24 protein-coding genes and 3 tRNA genes are annotated in these 26,864 nt (G+C 62.1%); 13 read left to right on the plus strand and 14 right to left on the minus strand.

Going from position 1 to position 26,864, the window contains the following annotated elements; genetic code table 11:
- Positions 1–11: 11 nt before the first annotated feature.
- Entirely contained in the window at positions 12–3,464 is a 3,453-nt protein-coding gene (locus E8F06_RS11010) for a PilC/PilY family type IV pilus protein (protein ID WP_280366971.1), read from the plus strand.
- Positions 3,461–3,877, plus strand: a complete 417-nt coding sequence (locus E8F06_RS11015; RefSeq protein WP_280366974.1) for a type IV pilin protein — start codon at positions 3,461–3,463, stop codon at positions 3,875–3,877. Before E8F06_RS11010 ends, E8F06_RS11015 begins: the two co-directional genes overlap by 4 nt.
- 106 nt (positions 3,878–3,983) lie before the next feature.
- On the opposite strand, the gene E8F06_RS11020 is transcribed toward E8F06_RS11015, so the two are convergent.
- From E8F06_RS11020 to E8F06_RS11030, 3 genes are read right to left on the minus strand one after another with little or no spacing between them, the layout of a single operon-like run.
- Complete coding sequence (locus E8F06_RS11020; protein ID WP_280366976.1) at positions 3,984–5,321, minus strand: sigma-54 dependent transcriptional regulator; 1,338 nt, start codon at positions 5,319–5,321, stop codon at positions 3,984–3,986.
- Between the two features lie 2 nt (positions 5,322–5,323).
- On the minus strand, positions 5,324–6,925 hold the full coding sequence (locus tag E8F06_RS11025) for an ATP-binding protein (RefSeq protein ID WP_280366979.1): 1,602 nt from the start codon (positions 6,923–6,925) through the stop codon (positions 5,324–5,326).
- On the minus strand, positions 6,915–7,151 hold the full coding sequence (locus tag E8F06_RS11030; protein ID WP_190827837.1) for a PP0621 family protein: 237 nt from the start codon (positions 7,149–7,151) through the stop codon (positions 6,915–6,917). Before E8F06_RS11030 ends, E8F06_RS11025 begins: the two co-directional genes overlap by 11 nt.
- A gap of 172 nt (positions 7,152–7,323) precedes the next feature.
- Between E8F06_RS11030 and E8F06_RS11035 the strand changes: the two genes are divergently transcribed.
- Entirely contained in the window at positions 7,324–8,955 is a 1,632-nt protein-coding gene (locus tag E8F06_RS11035) for an NAD+ synthase (RefSeq protein ID WP_280366981.1), read from the plus strand.
- A gap of 59 nt (positions 8,956–9,014) precedes the next feature.
- Here the strand turns inward: E8F06_RS11035 and E8F06_RS11040 are convergent, their stop codons facing one another.
- Positions 9,015–10,034 (minus strand): outer membrane protein assembly factor BamD, encoded by a 1,020-nt coding sequence (locus E8F06_RS11040; protein ID WP_280366984.1) that lies wholly within the window; start codon positions 10,032–10,034, stop codon positions 9,015–9,017.
- 147 nt (positions 10,035–10,181) lie between these two features.
- On the opposite strand from E8F06_RS11040, the gene rluD reads away from it, so the two are divergent.
- From rluD to clpB, 3 genes are all read left to right on the plus strand, one after another.
- Positions 10,182–11,156, plus strand: a complete 975-nt coding sequence (rluD, locus tag E8F06_RS11045) for a 23S rRNA pseudouridine(1911/1915/1917) synthase RluD (protein WP_280366986.1) — start codon at positions 10,182–10,184, stop codon at positions 11,154–11,156.
- Positions 11,153–11,878: a peptidoglycan editing factor PgeF gene (pgeF, locus tag E8F06_RS11050; protein ID WP_280366988.1), complete on the plus strand. Its 726-nt coding sequence runs from the start codon at positions 11,153–11,155 to the stop codon at positions 11,876–11,878. The genes rluD and pgeF overlap by 4 nt, the downstream gene beginning before the upstream one ends.
- Before the next feature lie 191 nt (positions 11,879–12,069).
- The gene (gene clpB / locus E8F06_RS11055) at positions 12,070–14,634 is read left to right on the plus strand and encodes an ATP-dependent chaperone ClpB (protein ID WP_280366990.1); all 2,565 of its coding nucleotides are present in this window, start codon (positions 12,070–12,072) and stop codon (positions 14,632–14,634) included.
- Positions 14,635–14,693: 59 nt separating this feature from the next.
- Here clpB and E8F06_RS11060 read toward each other — a convergent pair whose 3' ends face one another.
- Together E8F06_RS11060 and E8F06_RS11065 are read right to left on the minus strand one after the other, a co-directional pair.
- Entirely contained in the window at positions 14,694–15,035 is a 342-nt protein-coding gene (locus E8F06_RS11060; protein ID WP_280366992.1) for a PilZ domain-containing protein, read from the minus strand.
- A 20-nt stretch (positions 15,036–15,055) separates the two neighbouring features.
- Positions 15,056–17,587: a DUF1631 domain-containing protein gene (locus E8F06_RS11065; RefSeq protein ID WP_348532255.1), complete on the minus strand. Its 2,532-nt coding sequence runs from the start codon at positions 17,585–17,587 to the stop codon at positions 15,056–15,058.
- On the opposite strand from E8F06_RS11065, the gene E8F06_RS11070 reads away from it, so the two are divergent.
- The 3 genes from E8F06_RS11070 (at position 17,546) to E8F06_RS11080 (ending at position 17,793) form a co-directional block, all read left to right on the plus strand.
- Positions 17,546–17,621 (plus strand) — tRNA-Asn (locus E8F06_RS11070). The genes E8F06_RS11065 and E8F06_RS11070 overlap by 42 nt on opposite strands.
- A 9-nt stretch (positions 17,622–17,630) precedes the next feature.
- Positions 17,631–17,707 (plus strand) — tRNA-Pro (locus tag E8F06_RS11075).
- Between the two features lie 10 nt (positions 17,708–17,717).
- Positions 17,718–17,793, plus strand: a tRNA-Lys gene (locus tag E8F06_RS11080).
- Between the two features lie 138 nt (positions 17,794–17,931).
- Here E8F06_RS11080 and E8F06_RS11085 read toward each other — a convergent pair.
- From E8F06_RS11085 to E8F06_RS11095, 3 genes are all read right to left on the minus strand, one after another.
- Positions 17,932–19,230: an NAD(P)/FAD-dependent oxidoreductase gene (locus E8F06_RS11085; RefSeq protein WP_280366996.1), complete on the minus strand. Its 1,299-nt coding sequence runs from the start codon at positions 19,228–19,230 to the stop codon at positions 17,932–17,934.
- A gap of 60 nt (positions 19,231–19,290) precedes the next feature.
- The gene (locus tag E8F06_RS11090) at positions 19,291–19,464 is read right to left on the minus strand and encodes a DUF3094 family protein (RefSeq protein ID WP_280366997.1); all 174 of its coding nucleotides are present in this window, start codon (positions 19,462–19,464) and stop codon (positions 19,291–19,293) included.
- 88 nt (positions 19,465–19,552) lie between these two features.
- The gene (locus tag E8F06_RS11095) at positions 19,553–20,179 is read right to left on the minus strand and encodes a DUF1780 domain-containing protein (protein WP_280367359.1); all 627 of its coding nucleotides are present in this window, start codon (positions 20,177–20,179) and stop codon (positions 19,553–19,555) included.
- Positions 20,180–20,312: 133 nt separating this feature from the next.
- On the opposite strand from E8F06_RS11095, the gene E8F06_RS11100 reads away from it, so the two are divergent.
- The 4 genes from E8F06_RS11100 to E8F06_RS11115 all read left to right on the plus strand — a co-directional run bounded on the left by E8F06_RS11100 (position 20,313) and on the right by E8F06_RS11115 (position 22,224).
- Positions 20,313–20,735: a GNAT family N-acetyltransferase gene (locus tag E8F06_RS11100; protein WP_280366999.1), complete on the plus strand. Its 423-nt coding sequence runs from the start codon at positions 20,313–20,315 to the stop codon at positions 20,733–20,735.
- Positions 20,736–20,739: 4 nt separating this feature from the next.
- Positions 20,740–21,207, plus strand: coding sequence for an FAD/FMN-containing dehydrogenase (locus E8F06_RS11105; RefSeq protein ID WP_280367002.1), 468 nt, complete (start codon positions 20,740–20,742; stop codon positions 21,205–21,207).
- Positions 21,204–21,890 (plus strand): energy-coupling factor ABC transporter permease, encoded by a 687-nt coding sequence (locus E8F06_RS11110; RefSeq protein WP_280367003.1) that lies wholly within the window; start codon positions 21,204–21,206, stop codon positions 21,888–21,890. Before E8F06_RS11105 ends, E8F06_RS11110 begins: the two co-directional genes overlap by 4 nt.
- A 118-nt stretch (positions 21,891–22,008) precedes the next feature.
- Positions 22,009–22,224, plus strand: coding sequence for a hypothetical protein (locus E8F06_RS11115; RefSeq protein ID WP_280367005.1), 216 nt, complete (start codon positions 22,009–22,011; stop codon positions 22,222–22,224).
- Between the two features lie 9 nt (positions 22,225–22,233).
- On the opposite strand, the gene yacG is transcribed toward E8F06_RS11115, so the two are convergent.
- Genes yacG through pilB form a run of 5 tightly spaced genes read right to left on the minus strand, consistent with a single transcriptional unit; the run spans position 22,234 to position 26,839 of the window.
- A complete protein-coding gene (gene yacG, locus E8F06_RS11120) occupies positions 22,234–22,434 on the minus strand; it encodes a DNA gyrase inhibitor YacG (RefSeq protein ID WP_151131890.1) in 201 nt (66 codons plus the stop codon).
- Positions 22,431–23,042, minus strand: a complete 612-nt coding sequence (coaE, locus tag E8F06_RS11125) for a dephospho-CoA kinase (protein ID WP_280367007.1) — start codon at positions 23,040–23,042, stop codon at positions 22,431–22,433. The genes yacG and coaE overlap by 4 nt, the downstream gene beginning before the upstream one ends.
- Complete coding sequence (locus E8F06_RS11130; RefSeq protein WP_280367008.1) at positions 23,039–23,911, minus strand: A24 family peptidase; 873 nt, start codon at positions 23,909–23,911, stop codon at positions 23,039–23,041. The genes coaE and E8F06_RS11130 overlap by 4 nt, the downstream gene beginning before the upstream one ends.
- A gap of 1 nt (position 23,912) precedes the next feature.
- Positions 23,913–25,130, minus strand: a complete 1,218-nt coding sequence (locus tag E8F06_RS11135; RefSeq protein ID WP_280367010.1) for a type II secretion system F family protein — start codon at positions 25,128–25,130, stop codon at positions 23,913–23,915.
- 2 nt (positions 25,131–25,132) lie between these two features.
- Positions 25,133–26,839, minus strand: coding sequence for a type IV-A pilus assembly ATPase PilB (gene pilB, locus E8F06_RS11140; protein ID WP_280367011.1), 1,707 nt, complete (start codon positions 26,837–26,839; stop codon positions 25,133–25,135).
- Positions 26,840–26,864 lie beyond the last annotated feature (25 nt).

A 26,864-nucleotide genomic window follows, 5' to 3' on the forward strand; every position in this document is an offset into this window, starting at 1 on the left:
GGGAGACGCAAATGATCAGGTCGAAAATCCTATTTGCGGTACGGGTAATGGTCGCCGGTCTGCTGACCGCTGGCATCAGCCATAGCGCCCTGGCGGCCTTCGTGCCGTCGCAGGTTCCTTTGAACCTGGGCGGCCAGGTCGAGCCGAACCTCATGTTCATCCTGGACGATTCGGGGTCGATGCGCTGGGGCTTTCTGCCGGACGATCTGAAGCCTTCCTACCTCGAGCGCACAGGCGATTGGTACGAGCGCAAGGAGTGCACGGGGCGGGGCGCGTACGCCGGCAATAATCTGCATTTCTGCCCCAAGAGCGGTCATCGTTACCTGGCCTCCAGCCACCTGAACAAGTCCTACTACAACCCGTCCGTGCAGTACCTGCCGCCAATCAAGAGCGACGGGCAGCGCTATGCCAATGCGAGCTTCTCGGCCGCATACGTGGATGGTTATGCGGGAGGACAGACGGTCAACCTCGGCAGCAACTACATGGCGATCATGGACGACTATTTTTCGCCCAGCAGCTATGAGTGCCTCAACAAACGCTGCAGCAACGTGGAGTACTACAACGGTTTCGCCGTAGGGGCGGCAACGGGAGGTGTTGCTGCGTTTTATTACGACTACGTTGGCGGGGGCTCCTGCTCCAGCAATCCGCGTCAGGACGCCTGCTATACCGAGCGCAGTGTGGGGGCGGCCGAGCAGCAGAACTTTGCCAACTGGTTCTCCTATTACCGCAGCCGCATGATGTCGGCCAAGGCCGGTGTAAGCCAGGCGTTTTCGGGGTTGTCCGGCGACGTCCGGGTAGGCTACGGCGCGATCAACGTGACAGGACAAAGCGTTGACGGGGGCTCCACCGACACCTTGGTGCGAGGCGTAAGGCGTTTCGAGGGTAGTGGTCGCTCCGAGTTCTACAATTGGCTGTTCGCCGCCTCGGCTTCTGGGGGCACGCCATTGCGCCGGGCCCTGGGGGACGCCGGTGAGTACTTCTCCCGCACTGATGCCCCCGGACCGTGGAGTTCGACTCCCGGCCAGTCGGGAGGCAAGGAGTATTCCTGCCGCCAGAGCTACACGATTCTGACCACCGACGGTTACTGGAACAACGATGCCGCTTCCAAAAAAGCTGCGCGTGCCAATGTGGACAACAGCAACGGCCCGGTGATCAGTGGGCCGGATGGGGAGTCCTACCGTTACGTGCCAAAGTCCCCATTCAGCGACAGTCAGAAAGACACCTTGGCTGACGTGGCCATGTATTACTGGAGCCGCGACCTGCATTCCGACCTGGCCAACCGGGTGCCGACCGATCCGTCCGATCCCGCATTCTGGCAGCACATGGTGACCTTTGGCGTGGGCCTGGGGATGAGTGGGACCATCGATCCGAAAACAGCTTTCGCTGCAATTGGCACCGGTGCTTCCGTGACCTGGCCCGATCCGGCCAGTAGTGAGCCGGGCAAGCTGGATGATCTGTTGCACGCGGCAGTGAACAGTCGGGGTGGTTTTTTCAGTGCCCAGGACCCGCAACAGTTCGCCACGGCGCTGGGCGATACTCTGGCGTCGATTGCCGACCGCACCGGGTCGAATACCTCGGCAGTACCCAACGCTCGTCGCCTGGACAGCAATACCTTGGTCTATGAGGCGTTCTATAGCAGCGCAGACTGGTCCGGCAAGTTGCTGGCCAAGCGTCCGACACAGACCAGTGCCGGGGTGGTATTCAAGGAAGTGTGGGAGGCAGGGCGGAAGTTGGGCACAGGTACACGTAGCCTGTTCACCCATAATGGCGCCGCAGGCAGGGACCATGGCGTAGCCCTGAGCTGGGGTGACCTGTCGATTGACCTCAAGGCTCGCTTCGACAACAACGAGGCGCTGTTCAACTACCTGATGGGCAGCCGCGCCAACGAGGCACCGGCCGGGCTGAAGTACCGCAATCGTTCGACCTTGCTCGGCGATATCGTCAACTCCACCCTGGTGCTCGCCAACAAGCAGGACTGGGGCTTCCATGGCCGCGTGCCAGTGCCGAGCAATGGGCAGAGCTATGCGCAGTTCGTTGCTGCCAAGGCAAGCAAGGCGCCGGTGCTGTTCGTCGGCGCCAACGACGGATTCCTGCATGCTTTCAACGCCAATAACGGCAACGAGCTCTTCGGCTACATGCCCAGTGGCGTGCTGGATAACGTCAAGCTCCTGGCTAACAGCGATTACAAGCACCGCTACTTCGTGGATGGCAAGCTGCATATCCGTGATGCCCGTCTGAACGACGAGTGGCGAACCGTGCTGCTCGGCAGCCTGGGAGCAGGTGGGAAGACTGTCTTCGCCCTCGACGTTACCGATGTCTCCACCAGTGGTTTCGGTGCCAGCAAGGTGCTCTGGGAGATCAAGGACGACGCTGACCTGGGCTATAACTTCGGCGAACCGCTGGTTGGGCGCATGAAGGATGGCAGCTGGGCGGCCATCTTCGGCAATGGCTACGGCAGCACCAATGATGACTCCGTACTGTTCATCGTCGATCTTGCTACAGGCGCGGTGAACAAGGTCCGAGCAGGAACCTCCACCGGCGGTCTTTCCAGCCCGTCGTTCGTGTACGCCACAGACGACGCCGGCAATATCTATGTGCAGGACGTTTATGCCGGTGACCTCAACGGTAACCTTTGGAAATTCAACCTGAAGAGCAATGGCTCCGGCGTCGGTGATTTCGAGGTCAGCCTGAAGTCCGGCAACAAGCCGCAGCCGCTGTATGTGGCGGCCAATGCCCAAGGCACGCGCCAACCTATCACCGTCAAGCCGGAGATCGCCTACCATCCGGACGGCGAGGCCAAAGGTGCGGTGGTCTACTTCGGCACCGGGCGCCTGTATAGCTCAGGGGATGTCGTGGATCTGGGCACGCAGACCATCTATGGGATCTGGGACAAGAAGGCCAGCAATGGTTCCTCCATCGCCTTCACTGGTCGCTCGGCGCTCGAATCGCGATCAATCCTTCTTGAGGGTAAAGCGTTCTCGCGTGATGTCAGGGTCGTGGATGCGCCAGCCAATGGCCTGGACTGGACCACCAAGCGGGGCTGGTACCTCGACTTGACCTCACCATCTCTGGGGGCCCAGGGCGAGCGGATGATTTTCTCCCCGCGCATTCTGCTCAATCGCCTGGTCGTCGAGACTGCCATCCCGTCCTCCGATCCCTGCCAGGCCGGCGGCTCCGGCTGGACCATGGTGCTCGACATGGCAACCGGCGGGCGGCTCAACTACGTCTTGCTGGATCTGAACAAGGACGGCAAGTTCACCGAAGCCGATATGGTCGACGTCGGTGGGCAGAAGCTCCCGCCGTCCGGTATCGGCTCCACAGGCAGCATACCCACCGGTTCGTTCGACTTGATCGACCCGCAGAAATATTGGCTTTGCCGCGGTACCGGGGTGGACGATTGCATTCCTGCAGCCAATACCTTGAACGTGCTGGAAGGCCGCCAGTCCTGGAACCAGATTCGATGAAGAACAGCAAGGCGTTCACTCTGATTGAACTGATGATCGTGGTGGCTGTGATCGGCATACTCGCCGCAATTGCCTATCCCAGTTACACGGAGCACGTGCGACGCGGGAAGCGGGCCGAAGCCAAGGCCGCCCTGATGGAGGGAGCTCAGGCATTGGAGCGCTATTACTCCACCCACAGCTCCTACCTGGATACCAACGGGAATTTCGCTGCCGTTTTCGCCACACAGACGCCCGCTTCGGGGGCGGCCAACTTCACCCTTGCCGCTCAAGGGGCGGCGACCGCAACCACCTTCCAGCTGCGGGCCACCCGAACCGGCAGCATGGCGGGTGACCCGTGCGGTGACTTCCAGATCAGCCACACCGGTGCGCGCACGCTGGCCAATGCGACGCGCACCGTGGCCGAGTGCTGGTAGGTATTAGCGGGTAAGTTCGTGGCGGATTTTCCATCCAGCGCCTGCTGCACTCCGGAGGCATTCGTAGGAGCCAGCTCGTTGGTGAGCTGGCTCTTGAGGGCCGGTGTCAGTCTATGCCCAGCTTCTTCAGGCGATAACGCATCGAGCGGAAGGTCAGGCCCAGGCGCTGGGCCGCGGCGGTGCGATTCCAGCGGGTTTCTTCAAGCGCCTGCATGATCAGCTTGCGCTCGATGTCTTCCAGGTAGTCTTCCAGATTGTCGATCTGCGCCAGGCTGGCCTCTCCGGTATCGGCTGCGCCGCTGGCTTCGGCAAGGCGCAGGTCGCGGGCCTGGATCTGGTCATCCTCGCAGAGCGTGTAGGCACGCTCGAGCATGTTCTCCAGCTCCCGCACGTTGCCGGGGAAGCGATAGCACTTGAGCTTGTCGAGGGCCTCCGGGGCGAGGCTGGCGGCGGGCAGTCCACTCTGCTGGGCCAGGCGCTTGAGCATGGATTCGGCCAGTAGCGGGATATCCTCGCGGCGCTCGCGCAACGGCGGCACGCTGAGCTCGATGACGTTGAGGCGGTAGTAGAGGTCCTGACGGAAACGGCCAGCGGCCACTTCGGCGGCCAGGTCCTTGTGGGTGGCGCTGAGGATGCGTACGTCGACCACCACTTCCTGCTGCCCACCCACGGCCCGAATGGCCTTCTCCTGGATGGCGCGCAGCAGCTTGACCTGCATGGCCAGCGGCAGATCGGCTACTTCGTCCAGGAACAGGGTGCCGCCATTGGCGGCCTGGAACAGGCCCTGTTTGTCCTCCACTGCGCCGGTGAAGCTGCCCTTTTTGTGGCCGAAGAATTCGCTTTCCATCAGCTCGGACGGAATGGCACCGCAGTTGACCGGCACGAAGGGGCGCTCAGCACGCGGACCCTGCTCGTGGATCAGGCGCGCCACCAGTTCCTTGCCGCTGCCCGATTCGCCGCTGATGTACACCGGCGCCTGGCTGCGGGCGAGCTTCTGGATCTGTTTGCGCAGGGCGTTCATGGGCGGTGAGGTGCCCAGCAGTCGACCGTCTACCGGCGCTTCGCCCTCGTCGGGAGAGCTGAGGCGCAGGGCGGTATTGACCAGTTCACGCAGGCGGCCGAGATCCACAGGCTTGGTGACGAAGTCGAAGGCCCCGGCCTTGAGCGCATTCACGGCGGTATCGAGGCTGCCGTAGGCGGTGATCATCGCCACCGGGACCATCGAGTGGCGCTGCTGGATGTACTGCACCAGTTCCAGGCCAGTGCCGTCGGGCAGGCGCATGTCGGTCAGGCACAGGTCGAAGGGCTCGCGGGCCAGCCAATCGCGGGCTTCCTTGAGGTTGCGGGCGCTGCGGGTGTCGAGCTTCATCCGGCCGAGGGTGATTTCCAGCAATTCGCGGATATCGGGCTCGTCGTCGACGATCAGGGCTCTCTGTCGGGTCATGGTCAGCTCAGTTTGCGCGGATGGGCGAAGGTAATGCGGAAGCAACTGCCGCCGTGCTCGCGCGGTTTGTAGTCAAGGCGGGCCTGGTTGCTCTCGCAGAGTTCGCGGGAGATGTACAGGCCCAGGCCAGTGCCCTTGCTTTCGGTGGTGAAGAAGGGCTCGAAGATACTGTGTACCTGCTCAGGCGTAACGCCTTCCCCGTCGTCTTCCACCTCCAGTACCGGCAGGTCGCTTTCGGGGTCGCGGAACAACTTGAGCCAGACCTGGCCCTGGGTGTTTTTCTTGCTGCTGTAGCGTAGGCCGTTCTGCACCAGGTTGGTCAGCACCTGGGTGAGCTGGTGCGGATCCATGCGGGTCTGCAGGGTGCTGCCGAGTGTGCTCAGGTGCAGGGTCTGGTTAGGGCCGGAGGAGGTACGGAATTCACTGGCGAAGCGCGTCAGCCAGTACTTGAGGTCCAGCAGCTGCGGTTCCGACTGTCGACGGCGGGACAGCTGGAGCACGTTCTCGATCACGAGGTTCATGCGCCGCGAGTGGTCCTGGATAATCTGCGCCAGGCGCCGATCCGGGCTCTGGAGTTCGTCCGACTCCTGTAGCAACTGGGCCGCGTGGCTGATGGCCCCCAGGGGATTACGAATTTCATGGGCGATGCCGGCCGTCAGGCGGCCGAGGGACGCGAGTTTGAGCTGCTGGGCCTGCTGGGCGATCTGCGAGATGTCTTCGAGGAAGACCAGGGTGTTCTGCTGACCGCCCCGCTGGAGGTGGACGAAGCTCGGCTGCAGCGTCGGGCCGTTGGCGAACGCCTGGAGGCTCTGCGGCCGGAGGGTCGGGTTGGCGAGCCAGAGCTGCAGGCTTTCCAGCAACTCCGGGCATTGGCTGTTCAGGGGGCGCCCCGACAGGCTGTCCTTGCCCAGCAGGGTTTGGGCGCCATTGTTGGCGAGCAGGACCAGGTTCTGAGGGTCCAGTACCAGGATGCCGGTGCGCATGCGCTCGAGTATCTGGGCGTTCAGCGCCTCCAGACTCGCCACATCCTCAGCGCGCTGCTCCGCAAGCGTCTCGCTGAGTTGCAGGCGCCGGCTCAGCCCCTGGATGAACAGCGCTGCGGCGAAACACAGGGTGCCGAAGCCACCGGCCTGGACGAATTGGCTGGCGGCTGCGGGCTGGCTGATGCTGAGGTAGAAGGTCAGGTAGATCAGGCCGATCGTTGCCACGGCGGCCACCAGGAGCCCGATACGCCCGCGCAGGAGGATATTGGAGATGGCCACCGAGACCACGATGAGGTTGGCGATGCCACTCGGCGTACCGCCTGCCGCGAAGAACAGGCAAGAGAGCAGCAACACATCCACCACGGCCAGACTGAAGACCTGCACCATGCTCCTCGGGCGGGGCACCAGTGCGGCGATCAGGGCGTTCAGGATCAGGTAGAACCAGCTGGCGTTGCGAAACAGGTCGGGCCGCGCGAGATCCAGCAGACGGTCGTCCATTTCGCTGGAGATCAGTAGGACCAGCACCAGGCCGATCAGCAGCCGGTAGAGGCTGTAGAGACGGAAGATGCGTCGCCCCTGGGCGCTGAGCCCGGTCGGGAGGGGGCGGGTATCAGCGTTCACCGGAACCCTGGTCCTGTTCCAGATGGGCCCGGCTGCAGTACCAGCGATCGTCCTGGGACAGGGCGTGGTTGCGAGGAACGTGAACACCGCATTGTGCGCAACGCACCATCGGTTGTGTTTCGTCCTGCTGGCGTGGCTTGGGGCGGGGCGTCGAGGGAGTCTTGAAGCGGCGCCACAGCCAGATGGCGGCGAAGATCACGACAATCCAGAACAGCAGGCGAAACATGCCGAAGGTGCTCTCTTCTTGGTGGAAAGCAGGCAGTTTAGCCAAGCCGGTTGCCTGCGCACAGAGATCGGCCGCACGCTGGTGCAACTTGCGTGGTTTTCGCTGCGGACGCGCCGGAGTATGGTGGCCTTGAGGCGCATTCGATGCCTCGCACAACGCTCGGGAGGCGGCCATGCGCCAAAACCTGCGAATCGTGATGGCCCAGCTCAATTTCCGTGTCGGCGACGTCCAGGGCAATGTCGAGCGGATAATCGAGGCGGCGAACTCCGCCCGCGAGGCCTGGGAGGCGGATGTCATCGTCTTCCCCGAGCTGTCCCTGTGCGGCTATCCACCGGAGGACCTGCTGCTGCGCTCCAGCATGCAGCGGCGAATCGAGATGGGGCTGCAGCGGCTGCGCGACGAAGTACGCGGCATCTACCTCGTGGTCGGTTATCCCTGGTTGGAAGATGAGCTGCGCTACAACGCTTGCGCGGTGATCGCCGATGGCCAGTTGCTGGCCAGTTACTACAAGCAGTGCCTGCCCAATTACCGGGTATTCGACGAGAAACGCTACTTCGAGTCCGGACAGCAGCCGTGCGTCGTCGACATCAAGGGTGTGGCGGTGGCGCTGTCGATCTGTGAAGACATCTGGTTTCCCGAGCCCATGGCCCAGGCCCGCGCCGCCGGGGCGAAGCTGATGCTCAGCCTGAATGCCTCACCTTTCCATCTGGACAAGCAGCTGGAGCGCGAAGAGGTGCTGGCCGAGCGGGTGGCGGAGGGCGAGATACCGGTGATCTACGTGAACCAGGTCGGTGGGCAGGACGAGTTGGTATTCGACGGTGGCAGTTGCGTCATGGATACCGGCGGGATGATCTGCCAGCGCGCGCCGGCCTTCGTCGAAGGCCTCTACCCGGTAGACCTGCAATTGCAGGACGGGGTCTGGCGGCCACGTCGGACCCATTGCGCTGAGCTTCCGGAGCTGGAAGCGAGTGCCTATCAGGCGTTGGTGATGGGGGTGCGTGACTACGTTCGGAAGAACGGCTTCAAGGGTGTGGTGATGGGATTGTCTGGCGGTATCGATTCGGCCTTGACCCTTGCGGTGGCCGTCGATGCTCTGGGGGCGGAGCGTGTGGAGGCCGTGATGATGCCCTATCACTACACGGCGCAGATCAGCCTGGAGGATGCCGAGGCTGAGGCACAACTGCTTGGCGTCGGATATCGGGTACTGCCAATTGCGCCTGTGGTTGAGGCTTTCCAGCAGGTCGTGGCGCCGGTGTTCGATGGTCATTCCCGAGATGCCAGCGAGGAGAATTTGCAGGCACGCTGCCGCGGCACGCTGCTGATGGCCATTTCCAACAAGAAGGGCAGCCTGGTGCTGAGCACCGGTAACAAGAGCGAGCTGGCGGTGGGCTACGCGACGCTGTATGGCGATATGGCAGGTGGGTTCGATGTGCTCAAGGATGTGCCGAAGTCGCTGGTCTTCCGTCTAGCCGAGTACCGCAACAGCCTGGGCCCTGTGATCCCGCCACGGGTGATCGAGCGGCCACCCTCGGCGGAGCTGGCCCCGGGGCAGCAGGATGACGATTCGCTGCCGCCCTATCCGGTGCTGGACGAGATTCTCAAGCTCTACATCGAACATGACCTGTCGGCCAACGCCATCATTGCCGAGGGGTTCGATGAGGATACCGTGAATCGGGTGCTGGGCATGGTGGATCGCAACGAATACAAGCGGCGCCAGGCGGCGGTGGGCATCCGGGTGACGCAGCGGGGGTTCGGGCGGGACCGGCGCTATCCCATTACCTCGGGGTGGCGGTTGGGGGATTGAAGCAGGGCTGAAACGAAGAAGGGAGGCCATTGGCCTCCCTTCCTTTATCGCGGCACTGCTCAGTCGAACAGGCCGAAGGTCATGTAGCTGAACCAGGAACGGTCGTTCTGGTTGGCTTCGGACTCGTGCTGTTCTTCCTGCACTTCGTCCTGGTTCTCCGGCAGCAGTTCTTCCGGGATCTGCTCCTTGGCGTCTTCGTACTGCTTGATCACGTCCTGGGCGGCGCGGGTTTCGCCCGGGGGCAGCGGCGCTTCGTTTTCGATCAGACCCAGGGTGGCCTTGGCCAGCCAGGAGCGGTTGTCGGCCTCTTCTTCACGAGGAACGAACTGGCCGTCGACCAGGGTCGGGTGGTCCGGGTAGTTCAGCTTCAGGGTTTCCAGGCTGGAAGCAGCCAGCTCGTTCAGGCCCAGGCGCTGGTAAGCCTCGACCATTACGGCCAGGCCATCACCCACAGCGGGGGTTTCCTGGAAGTTTTCCACTACGTAGCGACCGCGGTTGGCGGCGGCGACGTAGGCCTCGCGGGTCAGATAGTAGTGGGCAACGTGGATTTCGTAGGCGGCCAGCAGGTTGCGCAGGTAGATCATGCGCTGCTTGGCATCCGGGGCGTAGCGGCTGTTCGGGTAGCGGCTGGTGAGCTGGGCGAACTCGTTGTAGGAGTCGCGGGCGGCGCCCGGGTCACGCTTGGTCATGTCCAGCGGCAGGAAGCGCGCCAGCAGGCCACGGTCCTGTTCGAAGGAGGCCAGGCCTTTCAGGTAGTAGGCGTAGTCAACGTTCGGGTGCTGCGGGTGCAGGCGGATGAAGCGCTCGGCGGCGGACTTGGCAGCTTCCGGTTCGACGTTCTTGTAATAGGCGTAGATCAGCTCGAGCTGGGCCTGTTCGGCGTAGCGGCCGAAGGGATAGCGGGATTCCAGGGCCTTGAGCTTGGCGATGGCGGGGGTGTAGCTGCTGTTGTCCAGATCGGCCTGGGCCTGCTGATACAGCTCGGCCTCGCTCAGGTTCTCGTCCACCACTTCCTTATTGGAGGAACAGGCGGCGGCGAGGGCGAGAGTGGCGATCAGCAGCAGGTGTTTCACTTGCATGGCGGCTTGCGTCCCTGTGACGGCTGGCTGTCTTGGCTGGAGCCGTCCTGTTATGATGGGCGCCCCGGAACCCCCGGGACAAAGACGCGGTATTTAACCACAAGCGCGCAACCGAAACCAAAGGCTGCGCCCCCTCCGTTCCCGAGCATGTCTTCTAATACCAAGCAGGTCATTCAACTCAGCGCCGAGGTCCCGTCCGAATTGGGTGGGCAACGTCTCGATCAGGTCGCTGCACAACTTTTTTCCGAGCACTCCCGTTCTCGCCTCGCTGGCTGGATCAAGGACGGGCTCCTGACCGTTGACGGCAGCGTGCTGCGTCCGCGCGACATCGTGTATGGCGGCTCTCAACTGGAGCTGAATGCCGAGCAGGAGGCCCAGGGCGAGTGGGTGGCCCAGGACATCGAGCTCGACATCGTCTACGAGGATGAGCACCTGCTGGTGCTGGACAAGCCCGCCGGCCTGGTGGTGCATCCGGCCGCAGGGCATGCCGACGGCACCTTGCTGAATGCCCTGCTGCACCATGTGCCGGGGCTGGAGAATGTGCCGCGAGCGGGCATCGTCCATCGCCTGGACAAGGACACCACCGGCTTGATGGTGGTGGCCAAGACCCTCGAAGCTCACACCAGCCTGGTGGCACAGCTTCAGGCACGCAGCGTGAGCCGCATCTATGAAGCAGTGGTGGTCGGCGTGATCACCTCCGGTGGCAAGGTGGATGCTCCCATCGGTCGTCACGGCCAGCAGCGCCAGCGTATGGCCGTAGTTGCCGGCGGCAAGCCCGCCGTCAGCCACTATCGCGTGCTGGAGCGCTTCCGCTCTCATACCCACACCCGCGTCAAGCTGGAAACCGGCCGTACCCACCAGATTCGCGTGCACATGGCCTATGTGAACTACCCGCTGGTGGGCGACCCCGTCTACGGCGGTCGTTTCCGCATTCCGCCGGCAGCGAACCAAACGCTGATCCAGACCCTCAAGGAATTCCCGCGCCAGGCCCTGCATGCGCGCTTCCTTGAACTGGACCACCCGGTAAGCGGCGAGCGTATGAAGTGGGAGTCCCCGCTGCCTGACGATTTCGTCTGGCTGCTCAGCCTGCTGCGCCAGGATCGCGAGTCCTTCGAGCAATGACCAACTGGCTGAAGCCCGATTGGCCTGCGCCAGCGCGGGTGAAGGCCTGTGTCACCACCCGCGATGGTGGCTTCAGCCTGCCTCCTTTCGAGGGCCTGAACCTCGGCGGCCACGTTGGCGACGATCCACTCGCCGTCGATAGGAATCGCCAGGTGCTGACCTCTACCCTGGCGTGCCGGCCTGCCTGGCTGAGCCAGGTGCATGGCGTGCATGTCGTGCAGGCCGATCCCGGTCGCGTGGACGAAGCAGATGCCAGCTGGACTGCGGAACCCGGCGTCGCCAGCGCGGTTCTGACGGCCGACTGCCTGCCGGCGCTGTTCTGCGACCGTGCCGGTAGCAAGGTTGCGGCTGCTCACGCCGGTTGGCGTGGCCTGGCCAATGGCGTGTTGGAGGCGACCCTGGATGCGCTTGCCTTGCCGGCGGAAGAGGTGCTGGTCTGGCTCGGTCCGGCCATCGGCCCGACTGCCTTCGAGGTCGGTCCCGAGGTGCGTGAAGCCTTCATTGCCAGTCATCCCGAAGCGAGCGAGGCCTTCCAGCCCAGCGTCAACGAAGGGAAGCACATGGCCGATATCTACCAGCTGGCACGCATCCGGCTGGCCGCACGCGGCATCTACGCCGTATATGGCGGCGGCTTCTGCACCGTCAGCGATCCGCGTTTCTATTCCTATCGCCGCGCCTCTCGCACGGGCCGTTTCGCCAGCCTCGTCTGGCTGGCCGACTGAGGTTTTCCACCGCTCTGGAGGCGTGAATGAATTCGTTCCCGCAGCCAGCTGTCCAGACGGCCCCATGATCCCGATCAAATCTGGAAAGGTTGAATCGCACAGAATCGTCCCTATCTAAGCTTCATCCCGGCGGGCTTTTCGTATCTGGTGCCGTCACCGCGCCGCCCGCTATCTGAAGGAAGGACGAACCCATGCGAATAGACCGTTTGACCAGCAAACTGCAACTGGCGCTCTCCGATGCCCAGTCCCTGGCAGTTGGCCATGACCACCCGGCCATTGAACCCGTACACCTGGTACTGGCCCTGCTCGACCAGCAGGGCGGATCGATCAAGCCCCTGCTGATGCAGGTGGGCTTCGACGTGGTGGCCCTGCGTCAGGGCCTGACCCGCGAACTCGATCATCTGCCGAAGATCCAGAATCCCACCGGCGACGTGAACCTGTCCCAGGACCTGGCGCGCCTGCTCAACCAGGCTGATCGCCTGTCCCAGCAGAAGGGCGACCAGTTCATCTCCAGTGAGCTGGTGCTGCTCGCCTCGATGGACGAGAACACCCGCCTCGGCAAGCTCCTGCTCGGTCAGGGCGTGACTCGCAAGGCGCTGGAAAATGCCATCGCCAACCTGCGTGGCGGCCAGGCCGTGAACGATCCCAACATCGAAGAATCCCGCCAGGCACTGGACAAGTTCACCGTCGACCTGACCAAGCGCGCCGAGGACGGCAAGCTGGACCCGGTGATCGGCCGTGACGACGAGATCCGCCGCACCATCCAGGTCCTGCAACGCCGTACCAAGAACAACCCCGTGCTGATCGGTGAGCCCGGCGTCGGCAAGACCGCCATCGCCGAAGGCCTGGCCCAGCGCATCGTCAACGGCGAAGTGCCTGACGGCCTGAAGGACAAGCGCCTGCTGGCCCTGGACATGGGGGCGCTGATCGCGGGTGCCAAGTTCCGTGGCGAGTTCGAAGAACGCCTGAAAGGCGTGCTCAACGAACTGTCCAAGCAGGAAGGCCGGGTCATTCTGTTCATCGACGAGCTGCACACCATGGTCGGCGCCGGCAAGGCCGAAGGCGCCATGGATGCGGGCAACATGCTCAAGCCGGCCCTGGCCCGCGGCGAGTTGCACTGCGTTGGCGCCACCACCCTGGACGAGTATCGCCAGTACATCGAGAAGGACGCCGCGCTGGAGCGCCGCTTCCAGAAGGTGCTGGTGGATGAGCCGAGTGAAGAAGACACCATCGCCATCCTGCGCGGCCTCAAGGAGCGTTATGAGGTGCACCACGGCGTGACCATCACCGACGGCGCGATCATCGCCGCGGCCAAGCTGTCACACCGTTACATCACTGACCGCCAATTGCCGGACAAGGCCATCGACCTCATTGACGAAGCGGCCAGCCGCATCCGCATGGAGATCGATTCCAAACCTGAAGCCCTGGACCGCCTCGAGCGCCGCCTGATCCAGCTGAAGATCGAGCAGGAGGCGCTGAAGAAGGAAGACGATGAAGCCGCCCTGAAGCGTTTGGAGAAGCTGAAGGAGGACATCGCCCGTCTGGAGCGCGAATACGCCGACCTGGAGGAAGTCTGGAAGTCCGAGAAGGCCGAAGTACAAGGCTCGGCGCAGATCCAGCAGAAGATCGAACAGGCGCGCCAGGACATGGAGGCTGCCCGCCGCAAGGGTGACCTGCAGCGCATGGCGGAGCTGCAGTATGGGGTGATCCCGGACCTCGAGCGCAGCCTGCAGATGGTCGACCAGCACGGCAAGACCGAGAACCAGTTGCTGCGCAACAAGGTGACCGACGAAGAGATCGCCGAAGTCGTCTCCAAGTGGACCGGCATCCCGGTGGCCAAGATGATGGAAGGCGAGCGGGAGAAGCTCCTGCACATGGAAGACGGCCTGCACAAGCGGGTCATCGGCCAGCACGAAGCAGTTGTCGCCGTTGCCAACGCGGTGCGTCGTTCCCGCGCGGGCCTGGCCGATCCGAATCGCCCGAGCGGTTCCTTCCTGTTCCTCGGCCCGACCGGCGTGGGCAAGACCGAACTGTGCAAGGCGCTGGCCGAGTTCCTCTTCGATACCGAGGAGGCACTGGTGCGCATCGACATGTCCGAGTTCATGGAGAAGCATTCCGTGGCTCGCCTGATCGGCGCTCCTCCGGGCTACGTCGGATATGAGGAAGGTGGTTACCTGACCGAAGCCGTGCGTCGCAAACCCTATTCAGTGGTGCTGATGGACGAGGTGGAAAAGGCCCATCCAGACGTATTCAACGTATTGCTCCAGGTTCTGGAAGATGGTCGTCTGACCGACAGCCACGGCCGTACCGTGGACTTCCGCAATACGGTCGTGGTCATGACCTCCAACCTGGGTTCCGCGCAGATTCAGGAGCTTGTGGGCGACCGTGAGGCGCAGCGCGCCGCGGTGATGGATGCGGTAAGTGCGCATTTCCGTCCCGAGTTCATCAACCGGATCGACGAAGTGGTGGTGTTCGAACCCCTGGGTCGTGACCAGATAGGCGGTATTGCGGAGATCCAGCTGCAGCGTCTGCGCAAACGCCTGGCCGAGCGTGAACTGAGCCTGGAGCTGAGCCCCGAAGCTCTGGATAAGCTGATCGCGGTTGGATACGACCCGGTCTACGGTGCGCGTCCGCTGAAGCGGGCAATCCAGCGCTGGATCGAGAACCCGTTGGCCCAGCAGATCCTGGCTGGCCAGTTCGCGCCGGGTGCCACCATTGCTGCGAGGGTTGAGGGCGACGAGATCCTCTTCAACTGATCGGCAGCACTCACGAAAAAGCCCCGCACTGCGGGGCTTTTTCATGTTCATCGTTTGCGCTATGGCGTACGAATGGACTGCAGCAGGTCTTCCAGGACGGTGGCCTGATCTTCGGCCAGGTCGATGATGTGGAAGCCCGCCCAGCAATTGCGCTGGTCCTCGGCCATACGAGTCCACAGGCAGTCCGCGCCCAGGCGGATTTCTTCGAGTCCTTCCACCCAGGTCAGGGGCACGAGCCGGCATTCCCAGACCGAGTCGGCGGCAAGCGGCAATTCGCTCAGCAGCATGAAACCGTCCATCGACAGGTCGACGATACGCCCCAGGCGCTGTCCTGAATGCAGATCGAATACTTCCAGCTGCAGCTCTGTGGCAAAGCGGCTGTGCTGGCGACGTTCTTCCATGGTGAACTCCTGCTGCGGGCTCAGGCGGTGCGGCCGGTAAAGCGTTGCAGTACCCGGTAGATGGCGCCCAGGGCGCGATCCACCAGCGGGATATTGCGTTCCGGCGGGACCAGGCGTGCCAGTCCTTGCTCCATGTCCAGGGCCAACTGGGTAATAGGCATGATTGCCACGCGCTGGCCGCTGTGGTCGACGAACATGTAATTGCGAGTGGTCGGGCTGTACCAGGACAGCTTGAGAGCCCGGGTTTCCGGCCCATCGATGAACTCGAACCAGGTGCCGAATTCTACGCCCGCCAGTTCCTTGATCAGTGCCTGCGCGCGGCTGGACAGGCTGACCGGCTGCGGGGCCTTGGCCAGCTCGGCGTCTTCTCCGAGCATCTCGCCCAGCTTGCTTTCCGGTAGCGGGCTTTCTATGCGTGCCGCCACCTGGGGCTGCTGCGACTGGACCGCATGCTGGCAGGCGACCAGATCCTGAAGAAGGCGGCGGATGCCGTCCTCGTGGTAGCCACCCAGCAGCTCCAGGCCTTTGCGCAAGTCTTCCAGCATGGGAATGCGCAGCTGCTGCAGGCGGGCCCGGCCGTTGGCGTCCAGCGGAGTGCCGCTCCAGGCCAGTTGCTCGGCGACTTCCACCGAGCGTTGCCATTCACTGCTGCGCTCGCCATGGCGGAGCAGTACGAAGACCAGCACGTCAGTCCAGGTGAGTTCGAGAAAGTGCTGCATCATGCCGGGCAGCTCGCGGTCCACCAGAAGGCGTCCCACCGTGTCGACGGCCTGCTGACGGGCTCCCAGCAGTTTGTCGCGCCCTTTGGCGGCTTCCACGGCGCGTTGCTCGCGCAGTTCCACCTTGTGCCGCAGTGTGCCGATGTAATCGTTGAACTCATCCAGCAAGCTGTCGAACAACAGCAGGTCGCCGCTGAAACCATGGACGACGCGTTCCACGACCCAATGCATCTTCGCCAGCAGGCCGCGTTCTTCACCTTCGCTGGCGTAAAGCACGCCGGCCTGGGCCATGCTGTTGAGCAGGCGTCGGGCGGGGTGATGGTGCTGCGTGAAGAGCGCCTTGTCCTGCAGCGCAACCTTCAGGTAGGGCGTGTGCAGGTGGGAGAGGGCGGTCTTGTAGACATCGGAGAGATTGTCGTCATCGAGGATGAAGTCGAAGAGCATTCCCACCAGGTCGATCACGTCGGCTTCGTAATCCGAGAGTTTCTGCTGGCCCGGCAGGCTGCTGTGGCTCTCCAGTTGCTGTTGCAGGTCGGCTTTCAGGCCTTCAACGCGCTGCGGCTGGCGCAGTTTGCTGGCGAGGTCCTGGGCGGACTGCTGCTGCAAGCGGTTCAGGGCTTCCAGCAATTCTGCCGCGCTGTAGGTACGCGTCGCGCCGCGTGGGGCGAAGCTCGAAATACTCGGTGTACCGCCGGGCAGTGGCGCGTCGCTGTGGTGCTGGCGGCGTTCACCCAGCAGACTGGCCAGGCCACTGAAGAGCTGGCCCGGGTCGCTGGGTGGTGCCCCGCTCAGGTCCAGGGGGCCGGGTGCCTGCGCAGCCTGTTCGGATGAGGGCTTCTGGTCGGCGGCCGGCGAAGAAGGGCTCGGTGCGCTGGCCGAGCGCTGCACACTGTACTTCAGGTTGGGCAGTATGCCGGCCTGGATCAGCCTCTGGTTGAGTGCTTCATAGATGCTGTCCAGACCGTGCATCACGTGCTGGTCGAAGAGCATATAGAGGATGGTCTTGATCCGCAGCGGGAAGGGGCAGAGTTCGAGCGCTTCGCGGAAGGCGAGTGCGACGGCCTGCGGCCCGAAGGGATTGTCGTCATCCGCCAGTTTTCGCCCGCCATTGAGTACCGCCAGGCGCTGGTCGAGGGCGAACAGGGATTGTGAACACCGCGCCTTCACCCGGCTGACCATGTTGGTGACCAGCAGGCTTTCCTCGTATTCGTCGTTCTCTATCAGTTCCAGGTTGTCAGCGTCCAACTCGCCGGCATTCGGTCCAGCCTTCAGCTTGCCGCCGAGAAAATCTTCGAAGCTCTTGGCGATACGCTGGTGGTACACGCGTTCTATTTGCGGGCGCTGCTTGCGGATATCCCGCATGCTGTCGAAGAAGAGGGCCTGGACCTGATTGTTCTCGGCCTTTTCGGCGCATTCGAAGAGGGTGTCGTCTACCTTGCCGAAAACACTGGTCATATGCTCCGCCAGCCGGTTCATCACCAGCTTGCGGCAGCTTTGTACCAAATCACCGAAGCGCGGCTGTATACCGCGGCTGGCCAGGGTCGTCACGGGGCCTGGAGGGGGTGGGGGTCGATCCTGATTGCTCATAGCCGTCCTGTAGAGAGACAGGCCGCGACCACGACCTGCAACGATCTCGCCACGGGTCAGGTATAGCACTCGGGCGGCTTTCTGCAAATCATTGTCGGAATTCGTTTTTTTAGGGGTTGACAGCTTGTTCGCTATCCGTAAAATGGCGCGCCTCTGAAGCGCTAAAGCAAACAGCGAAGCGAAGAAGAGTTGGAAGATCGAAGTTCCGCGATAGCTCAGTCGGTAGAGCAAATGACTGTTAATCATTGGGTCCCTGGTTCGAGTCCAGGTCGCGGAGCCAACTTCCAGACGGGGTATAGCGCAGTCCGGTAGCGCGCCTGCTTTGGGAGCAGGATGTCGGGAGTTCGAATCTCTCTACCCCGACCACCTCAAATTTGGGTCGTTAGCTCAGTCGGTAGAGCAGTTGGCTTTTAACCAATTGGTCGTAGGTTCGAATCCTACACGACCCACCATACAAGACCTCTCGGGAGGTCCGAAGAAGCGGTAAGGCGAAAGCCTTACCGCTTTTTTGTTTGCCGCAATTCTTCCGGCGCGCCGGCTGGCATTGCCATATACCGGGCAAGGTGGACTTCCACCTTGCCCGGTCCCTGTCAGTGCAGTTTCAGGCGCGGGTCGGTGCTGCGGCCGATACGGTCGCTGAGCATCAGCAGGAAGGTGCGGAAAGCGCCGTACAGCGCCATCTGGTGCATGCGATAGAGCGAGATGTAGAACATCCGCGCCAGCCAGCCTTCCAGCTTCACGCTGCCCATGAGATTGCCCATCAGGTTGCCGACGGCGCTGAAGCTCGACAGTGAGATCAGCGAGCCGTAGTCCTTGTACTGATAGTCCGGTAGCGGCTGGCCCTGCAGGCGCAGCTTGAAGGCCTTCACCAGCAGTGAGGCTTGCTGATGCGCCGCCTGGGCGCGAGGAGGCACGTTGCGATCGGTGCCGTCACCCAGCGGACAGGCCGCGCAGTCGCCGAAGGCAAAGATGTCGTCGTCGCGGGTGGTTTGCAGGGTGGGGCGCACAACGAGCTGGTTGATGCGGTTGCTTTCCAGTCCGTCCAGATCCTTCAGAAGCGCAGGCGCGCGAATGCCCGCAGCCCAGACTTTGAGGCTGGCGGGGATCTTCTCGCCTTGCGCCGTAAGCAGGCCCTCGGCGGTCACTTCCTTTACTGCTGCGCCGGTCATTACGGTGACGCCAAGTTTTTCCAGGGTGCTGTGCACTGGAGCGCTGATGCGCTCGGGCAGGGCTGGCAGCACGCGTGGGCCGGCCTCGATCAGAGTGATGCGCATGTTTTCTGGCTGGATGCGATCCAGTCCGTATGCAGCGAGCTCGTGGGCGGCGTGGTGCAACTCGGCGGCCAGTTCAACGCCGGTGGCACCGGCACCAACGATGGCGACGCTGATCTGCTCGTTGGCATCCTGTTGGGCATGGGCGCGCAGATAGTGGCTGAGCAGCTTGCGGTGGAAGCGTTCGGCCTGTTCACGGGTGTCGAGGAAGATGCAGTGCTGAGCCGCGCCTTCAGTGCCGAAGTCATTGGTGGTGCTGCCGACGGCGAGAACCAGGCTGTCGTAGGCCAGTTCGCGCGCAGGCACCAGTTCGCGCCCGTCCTCGTCATGGGTGGCGGCCAACTGGATGACCTTGCGCTTGCGGTCGAGCCCGCTCATACGACCCAACTGGAACTCGAAGTGGTTCCACTTGGCCTGGGCTACATAGTTCAGCTCGTTCTCGGTGGAGTTGAGCGAACCGGCGGCCACTTCGTGAAGCAGGGGTTTCCAGATATGGGTGAGGTTGGCGTCGGCCAGGACAATCTTGGCCAGGCCTTTCTTGCCGAGGGTTCTACCCAGACGGGTAGCGAGCTCCAGGCCGCCGGCGCCGCCGCCGACGATCACGATACGATGGGACATGGGAAAGTCTCGCAAGGCTATAGGAATTCTTTTTCGCCGAGGGCGAGCGCAGAAGGCAGCTCATAGCACCAGTCGGCTCAGGAGGCGGCTGAGGATGCCCAGGGCGACGACGATGGCCAGCGCTATCCACAGCAGGCGCCATGGGCGGAACGGCTGGCGTTCCACCTGGTGCTGGGGAAGGTTCAGGTACTGGTCGACCTTTTGCTGGTCTTCTGGCGTCAGGCGGCTGGGCATGGAGGCCTCGACTTTGGAGTGATTGGCATTCTAGCCGGCGAATTCACAGGGGCTCAACGCACGGCGAGGGAAATTTGCGTGCTGCTCTCTACAGGCCGATTCCAACATCGAAAAGAATGGTCCGGCCAAGGTTGCTGCGCAGGAAGTCGGGTGCGTCCCCGTGGGCGAACAGTACCCGAGCGAAATTCGGCCCCACCAGCGACAACGAACGCCAGCCCTGGCGCAGGTATTCCGTGGGTGGTGGAAAAGGGCTGTTGAAGTCCGGCGTGGCGCGTTTGAGATTGACGAAGGCGAGCAAATCGAGATCACCGAGTTCGAGTCCGCGCTCACCATAGTTGCGAGCCTTCTTGCGCAGGGTTGGTGCCAGGCGCGCCTGGAGTTCGGCGGCGGCGATGCGCTTGGGGCGGCCTTCCCGGCGTACCAGTTGGGCAAGGGAAAAGGCACTGCGTCGGCGCTCCAGTTCGGCGCGCCATTCCTCGTTGAGGCGACGTCCTTCATCCAGTACGAAGAACACTTCGAAGTTGGCCTCGCGGAATTGCACATCCGGAGGCTCCTGGCCGGTGCTGAAATCATCGAGTCGATAGGGCAGGTTGAGCGCCTGCAGAAGTCGCTGGCAGACCCAGCGCTCGCGTTCCCACTTGCGCGCATTCGACAGAAAGTCGTTGGCTTGCTCGGCCTGCCGCGTCAGCAGGCGCAGATAGTCGGACTCGTTCATGTCCCGCAGCTTAGCCTCCCGGCCAGTGCTCTGGGTAGCCCGAAGCGCCAGCGGCGGCACCGTCGCGACAAATGCGCGCAGCTTGTCTGATATGGGCGCGGTGTAAACTTTCAGGACCTGCCCGGAGCCCTCCATGCGCATTCGCCCCGTCACCGCCGCTGATCATGCTGCCTTGCTCGCGCTCTGGCGCCGCACGCCGGGAATCCGGTTGCGCGCGGAGGATGAGTTGGAACCGTTCTGCGCCTATCTGCAACGCAATCCCGATCTTTGCCTGTTGCTTGAGGATGATCACGGGCGGGTGGCCGGCAGCCTGCTGGTGGGCCATGACGGACGCCGTGGCTACCTGCAGCACTTGGTGGTCGACTTACCATTCCGCGGCAAGGGTTGGGCCCGGGCCTTGCTGCAGGAAGCACTGCGACGCCTGACTGTTCTGGGCATTCGCAAGTCCCATGTATTCGTCCTGGAGGATGCGCCCGAGGCGCTGGCCTTCTGGCAGATGCAGCGGGGCTGGTCTGAGCGTGAGGACATTCGGGTCTACTCGACTACTGGAGACTGAATCGATGCGGATTTGTGTTGGCTTGATTCTGGGTTTGTTGGCCACCTTCAGCCATGCCCTGGAAGTGGGTGAACGATTGGCGCCCTGGACCCTGCTGGACCAGTACGATCAGCCCTACAGCCTGGACGATGGGCTGCAGGTACTGTTGGTGGCGCGGAGCATGGATGGCGGCAAGCTGGTGAAGGCCGCGCTGGAGGGGCAACCCAAGGGTTACCTCGAGGCGCGCCATGCCGTCTTCGTGGCTGACATCAGCCGCATGCCGTCGATGATCTCTTCACTCTTCGCGGTGCCTGCCATGCGCGACTACAGCTATCGCGTCCTGCTTGATCGCGAGTCTCGCGTCGTCAGCCGTTATCCGGGGAGCGAGTCCAGCGTGCTCTGGCTCAAGCTTGACCATGGCAGGCTCACCGAGCAGAAGGAGTTCAGTGATGCTGCGGCCCTGCGCGCCGCACTGGAGTCCCTGGCGCCGTGATATCCGCTGAACTCCTGTCGACAGAAACCCTGGGCCTCGGCTGGGCAATCTACTTGCCCGCCATCGCCTGGGCGGTATGGCGGGCGCCTTGGGTCGAACTATTCAGCGATTTTCGTCGCCAGCACCTGCTATTCGGTACGGTACTGGCGCTCTTTCTGCTCTGGCTGATGCGGCGGGACTTCGAGTCCGGTGTGTCCTATCACTTCATCGGCCTGACCGCGGTAACCCTTCTGCTGGATTGGCCTCTGGCGGTGTTGGGCGGCCTGGTAGCCCAACTTGGCCTGCTGGCACTGGGCAAGCAGGACCTGGCGGCATTGGGCGTCAATGGTGCTTTGCTGGTGCTGCTGCCGGTTCTCGTCACCGAGCTATGCGCCAAGTGGGTCGAGCATTACCAGCCGCGTAACCTGTTCGTGTACATCTTTTGCTGCGGCTTCTTTCCGGCGGCCCTGGCTGCGTTGCTTTGCGTGCTGATCGGGCTGGGGTTGCTATGGGTGGACGGGATCTTCCCGATGCCGCCCTGGCTTGAAGATTTCATCGGCTATCTCTGGCTGGTGATGTTCCCCGAAGCCTTCATCAACGGCACCGCAGTGACAGCCCTGGTGGTGTTCTGCCCGGATTGGCTGGAAACCTTCAACCGCACCCGTTACCTCCAGGCGCCCTGGAAGGACGATGACTCCCGTTGATGAGGGCGGATACGTCCGCTCGATTCCGTCCAGGCGCCTGATCTGAATCATGGTTTCCGCCACACGGCTCTCCGTAGGGTGGATGGCTCTTTCATCCACCAGCACGGGATCAGACAGCATGGGAATTCACGATTGGGCAAGGGCCGCCTTGGGACAGAGTCTGGAGGCGGCGAAGCGGGACGGTTTCAGCGAGGAGTTGGTATTGCGCGCTTTGCTGAGCGCGGTCGTCGAGCACAGCGCGAAGCTGCGCCCGGCAGATGATCTGGCTCAGGAGCTGACCTTCCTGGCGGAAAACCTCGACCCGGAGCGCGATTACAGCTTCATGCGCCCCTGAGCCTGCGGATCAATGTTCGCGCGGCGGCAGGTCGCCGGAGAACAGATCGTCTTCCAGGTTGTCGCCGGGGATCGCGTGCTCCTCGGCGGCCCAGGCGCCAAGGTCGATCAGCTTGCAGCGTTCGGAGCAGAAGGGGCGGGAAGGGCTTTGCGGGCCCCATTCCACCGGAGCGCCGCAGGTCGGGCACTCCACAGTGACGGGTTGGCTCATGGTTGGCCTCCTCGCAGGGTCAGGTAGAAGTTGTGCAGGCGCTCCACTTCGGCGCGCAACCAATCCAGGCCTCGGTCGTTGAGCAGTACGTCGTGGGCGTGCTTCAGGCGCTCTTCACGACTGGCCTGGACCTTCAATATGGCTTGGACCTGCTCCTCGGGCACTTTGTCCCGTTGCATGGTGCGCTGGATCTGCATGGTTTCCAGAGCGTCCACCAGCAGGATGCGCTGGGTGAGGCGATGCTGGCCGGACTCGATCAGCAATGGCGAGACGAGAATTGCGTATGGCGACTCGGCGCGCGCCAGGTACTGACTGATCTCCTGGCCAATCAGCGGGTGCAGCAGGCTTTCCAGCCAGCGGCGTTCATCCGCGTTCTCAAAGATGCGCTGGCGCAGGGCTGCGCGGTCAAGCTGGCCATCCGCCTGCAGTACTTCATTGCCAAAGTGCTCGGCGATTTTCGCCAGGGCGGGGCGGCCGGGCTCCACTACCCAACGTGCGGCCTGGTCGGCATCTACCAGATGCACACCAAGGTCGCTGAAATGGGCGGCTACGGCGCTCTTGCCGCTACCGATGCCGCCTGTGAGGCCAAGGATCCAGGGTTTGTTCATTTGAAACCGGCGAACTGCAGATAGGTCGCCGTTATTTGATCACCCCAGAGCAGCGCAATCCAGCCGGCAATCGCCAGGTAAGGACCAAAGGGAATGGGAGTGGCGGTGTCCTGGTTGCGCAGGCGCAGCATGATCACGCCCAGTACGGCGCCTACGAGGGACGACAGCAGGATGGTCAGCGGCAGCACCTGCCAGCCACCCCAGGCCCCAAGCATCGCCAGCAATTTGAAGTCGCCGTGGCCCATGCCTTCCTTGCCGGTCACCAGCTTGAACAGCCAGTACACCGACCAGAGGCTCATATAGCCGGCGACAGCGCCCCAGAGCGCGTCCTCCAGACTGGCGAACAGGCCTTGGCTATTGAGGATCAGGCCGAGCCAGAGCAATGGCAGGACCAGTGCGTCCGGCAGTAACTGATGGTCGACGTCGATCATGCTCATCGCTAGCAGACCCCAGGTTAGCACCAGGAAGGCGCCGGTCTGCCAACTGAGCCCGAAGTGCCACGCCACATAGGCAGATAGCACGCCGCACAACAGTTCCACCAGGGGATAGCGTTTGCTGATGGGTGCCTTGCAGGAGGAGCACTTTCCACCAAGCGCCAGGTAGCTCACCACCGGGATGTTTTCCCAGGCGCGGATCTCGTGGCTGCAATGGGGGCAGCGGGAGTTCGGCAGGATGAGGTTGAACACCGGCCCTTTCGGCTCGGCCGGTAGGCTTAGCGCCTCGCGGGCCTGCTCCTGCCAGTCGCGCATCATCATCGCCGGCAGGCGGTGGATCACCACATTGAGGAAACTGCCTACCAGCAAGCCGAGCAGGAGCGCGCATAAAACAAAGGCCAGCGCGTGGCTGGCCAGAGAATCAATTAGTGGCATATTACACGATTGCGCCAAGCTGGAAGATGGGCAGGTACATTGCGATGATTAATCCACCTACCAATACGCCGAGGACGGCCATGATCATGGGCTCCATCAGCGAAGTGAGACTGTCTACGGCGTTATCTACTTCCTGTTCGTAGAAGCTGGCGACCTTATCGAGCATGTCGTCTAGAGCGCCGGACTCTTCACCGATGGCGGTCATTTGTACTGCCATAGAGGGAAAAACGCCCGTTGTCCTCATAGAGAAATTAAGCTGCATACCAGTGGCAACGTCGGATTTGACCTTCTGCACGGCATTTTTGAACACAACGTTACCGCTAGCTCCCGCAACAGAGTCAAGGGCATCTACCAGTGGTACGCCGGCAGCAAAGGTGGTGGCTAGGGTGCGTGCGAAGCGTGCAACGGCGGACTTGTAAAGGATGTCGCCAACTATTGGAGTTTTCAGGGCGGTGCGGTCTGCCCAGTCCCGGAAGTTCTCAGATTTCTTGTGTGCCTGCTGAAGCATAAAAGCAATAGCAAAGAAAGCCAGTAAGATAATGAACCACCATTCCTGAAGTATTTCGGAGAGCCCGATTACCATTAGAGTAAAAGCGGGAAGCTCAGCACCGAAGTTGGCAAACACGGATTGGAACTGGGGCACTACCTTGATCAGCAGGATGGCGGAAACGACGATGGCGACCAAAATCACCGCAATGGGATAGTTCATCGCCTTTTTGATCTTGGCTTTCAGCGCCTCGGTTTTTTCCTTGTAAGTGGCGATGCGGTCGAGCAGGGTCTCCAGAGCCCCGGCCTGTTCGCCGGAGTCCACCAGGTTGCAATAAAGCTCGTCGAAGTACTCAGGTTTCTTGCGCAGCGAGTTGGCCAGACTGTTGCCGGCGGCCACCTCCTGCTTCACATCATTGACCAGTGTGCGCATGGCTGGCTTTTCGAAACCTTCGCCAATGATGTCGAACGACTGCATCAGCGGAACGCCCGCCTTCATCATGGTGGCCATCTGCCGGGTGAACAGGGCGATGTCCATGGGCTTGATCTTCTTCCCAGCACTTAGCAAAGAAGAGGACTTCTTGCGTACCTTAGTAGGGTTGATACCCTGCTTGCGTAGCTGCGCCTTGACCAAGGCGGGGTTTTGGCCTGAGATTTCGCCCTTGACCTTGGAACCTTTCTTGTCGGTACCTTCCCAGGCAAAGGTGCTGGTGCGTAGCGCTTTTTCCGCCATGGTTAATCCTTGGTCACGCGGTTGACTTCCTCTAGGCTGGTAATGCCATTCATGGCTTTCACCAGACCTGAGGTTCGCAGGTCATTGAAGCCATCACGGCGCGCCTGCTGGGCGATCTGGATGGAGTTGCCTTCTTCCATAATAAGCTGCTGCAAGGGGGGCGTGATTTTAACCACTTCATAAATACCCACTCGACCCTTGTATCCCTGGTTGCAGTTTTCGCAGCCGACTGGGGCGTAGAGCTTGAAGCTCCCAATCCGGTCTTCCGGGAAGCCTTCTTTGATCAGGGTCTCCCGCGGAACTTCCAGCTCCTTCTTGCAGTGGCTACACAATTTACGTGCCAGGCGCTGGGCGATGATCAGGTTGACCGAGGTGGCGATGTTGAACGCGGGCACGCCCATGTTGCGCAAGCGGGTCAGGGTCTCGGCGGCACTGTTGGTGTGCAGTGTAGACAGTACCATGTGGCCGGTCTGGGCCGCCTTGATGGCAATCTCGGCGGTTTCCAGGTCGCGGATCTCACCCACCATGATCACGTCCGGGTCCTGACGCAGGAAGGCACGCAGAGCCTGGGCGAAGTCCATGCCCTGTTTAGGGTTGACGTTGACCTGGTTGACACCTTCGAGGTTGATCTCCACCGGGTCTTCAGCGGTGGAGATATTGATATCCACGGTATTGAGGATATTGATGCCGGTGTAGAGGGAGACCGTCTTGCCTGAGCCTGTGGGACCGGTCACCAGGATCATTCCCTGGGGTTGCTTCAGAGCAGCGAGATAGAGCTCTTTCTGTTCCTCTTCGTAGCCGAGGGCATCGATGCCCATCTGTGCGCTGGTGGGGTCGAGGATCCGCATCACGATCTTCTCGCCCCAGAGCGTTGGTAGAGTATTGACCCGAAAATCGATGGATTTCACCTTTGAAATCTTCATCTTTATCCGGCCGTCCTGGGGTTTGCGACGCTCGGAAATATCGAGCGCGGCCATCACCTTGAGGCGCGCGGCGATGCGGCTGGCAAGCTGGATGGGCGGCTTGGCTATTTCATGTAGCATGCCATCGGTACGGAAACGGACCCGGTAGGAGCGCTCGTAGGGCTCGAAGTGCAAGTCCGAAGAGCCGCCGCGAATGGCGTCCAACAGCATCTTGTTGACGAAACGCACAACGGGGGCATCGTCGGCATCTGCGCCGCCCGGTCCGTCATTCTTGTCATTATCAACGGCCTCAACATCCACACCATCCAGATCGACGTCGGCCAGGTCCTCCATGCCACTGCTGGCAGAATCGAAGAATTTTTCGATGGCATCGCCGAGCTTGTCGTCCTCTACCAGAATGGCCTCGGTGTTCAGACCGGTACTGAACTGGATGTCGGTAACGGCCTGATGATTGGTAGGATCGGAAATGGCGACGAAAAGCTTATTGCCGCGGCGCCACAGGGGGAGCGCGCGATGTTGGCGAATCAACTTCTCGCTGACCAACTCCTTCGGCTGGGCTTCTTTATCCACACTGGATAAATCGAGAAATGCGACCCCGAACTGTTCCGCCGCCATCTCCGCTAGGTCACGGCTTTTCAGCAGCTTGTTCTGGACTAGGTAGGTAATCAGCGGAATCTTGTTGCGCTGGGCTTGGGTGTGGGCCTGTAAGGCGCTCCGCTCATCGAGAAGCTTGGTTAGCACCAGTTGTTTGGCTAGGCCTGTTAGCGTGGGGGCGGTCTCGGTCATGGGGGAGCGTCAGTCTGCCGGTTTT

It is taken from the genome of Pseudomonas sp. BN411 (genome assembly GCF_029871235.1).
GTDB lineage: Bacteria > Pseudomonadota > Gammaproteobacteria > Pseudomonadales > Pseudomonadaceae > Metapseudomonas.

Bases quoted from the DNA above. Each gene is read 5' to 3' on its own strand.
- E8F06_RS11010 (WP_280366971.1), top strand. From the start codon at position 12: ATGATCAGGTCGAAAATCCTATTTGCGGTACGGGTAATGGTCGCCGGT.
- E8F06_RS11015 (WP_280366974.1), top strand. From the start codon at position 3,461: ATGAAGAACAGCAAGGCGTTCACTCTGATTGAACTGATGATCGTGGTG.
- E8F06_RS11020 (WP_280366976.1), bottom strand. From the start codon at position 5,321: ATGACCCGACAGAGAGCCCTGATCGTCGACGACGAGCCCGATATCCGC.
- E8F06_RS11030 (WP_190827837.1), bottom strand. From the start codon at position 7,151: ATGTTTCGCCTGCTGTTCTGGATTGTCGTGATCTTCGCCGCCATCTGG.
- E8F06_RS11035 (WP_280366981.1), top strand. From the start codon at position 7,324: ATGCGCCAAAACCTGCGAATCGTGATGGCCCAGCTCAATTTCCGTGTC.
- E8F06_RS11040 (WP_280366984.1), bottom strand. From the start codon at position 10,034: ATGCAAGTGAAACACCTGCTGCTGATCGCCACTCTCGCCCTCGCCGCC.
- rluD (WP_280366986.1), top strand. From the start codon at position 10,182: ATGTCTTCTAATACCAAGCAGGTCATTCAACTCAGCGCCGAGGTCCCG.
- pgeF (WP_280366988.1), top strand. From the start codon at position 11,153: ATGACCAACTGGCTGAAGCCCGATTGGCCTGCGCCAGCGCGGGTGAAG.
- clpB (WP_280366990.1), top strand. From the start codon at position 12,070: ATGCGAATAGACCGTTTGACCAGCAAACTGCAACTGGCGCTCTCCGAT.
- E8F06_RS11060 (WP_280366992.1), bottom strand. From the start codon at position 15,035: ATGGAAGAACGTCGCCAGCACAGCCGCTTTGCCACAGAGCTGCAGCTG.
- E8F06_RS11065 (WP_348532255.1), bottom strand. From the start codon at position 17,587: ATGATTAACAGTCATTTGCTCTACCGACTGAGCTATCGCGGAACTTCG.
- E8F06_RS11085 (WP_280366996.1), bottom strand. From the start codon at position 19,230: ATGTCCCATCGTATCGTGATCGTCGGCGGCGGCGCCGGCGGCCTGGAG.
- E8F06_RS11090 (WP_280366997.1), bottom strand. From the start codon at position 19,464: ATGCCCAGCCGCCTGACGCCAGAAGACCAGCAAAAGGTCGACCAGTAC.
- E8F06_RS11095 (WP_280367359.1), bottom strand. From the start codon at position 20,179: ATGAACGAGTCCGACTATCTGCGCCTGCTGACGCGGCAGGCCGAGCAA.
- E8F06_RS11100 (WP_280366999.1), top strand. From the start codon at position 20,313: ATGCGCATTCGCCCCGTCACCGCCGCTGATCATGCTGCCTTGCTCGCG.
- E8F06_RS11105 (WP_280367002.1), top strand. From the start codon at position 20,740: ATGCGGATTTGTGTTGGCTTGATTCTGGGTTTGTTGGCCACCTTCAGC.
- E8F06_RS11115 (WP_280367005.1), top strand. From the start codon at position 22,009: ATGGGAATTCACGATTGGGCAAGGGCCGCCTTGGGACAGAGTCTGGAG.
- yacG (WP_151131890.1), bottom strand. From the start codon at position 22,434: ATGAGCCAACCCGTCACTGTGGAGTGCCCGACCTGCGGCGCTCCGGTG.
- coaE (WP_280367007.1), bottom strand. From the start codon at position 23,042: ATGAACAAACCCTGGATCCTTGGCCTCACAGGCGGCATCGGTAGCGGC.
- E8F06_RS11130 (WP_280367008.1), bottom strand. From the start codon at position 23,911: ATGCCACTAATTGATTCTCTGGCCAGCCACGCGCTGGCCTTTGTTTTA.
- E8F06_RS11135 (WP_280367010.1), bottom strand. From the start codon at position 25,130: ATGGCGGAAAAAGCGCTACGCACCAGCACCTTTGCCTGGGAAGGTACC.
- pilB (WP_280367011.1), bottom strand. From the start codon at position 26,839: ATGACCGAGACCGCCCCCACGCTAACAGGCCTAGCCAAACAACTGGTG.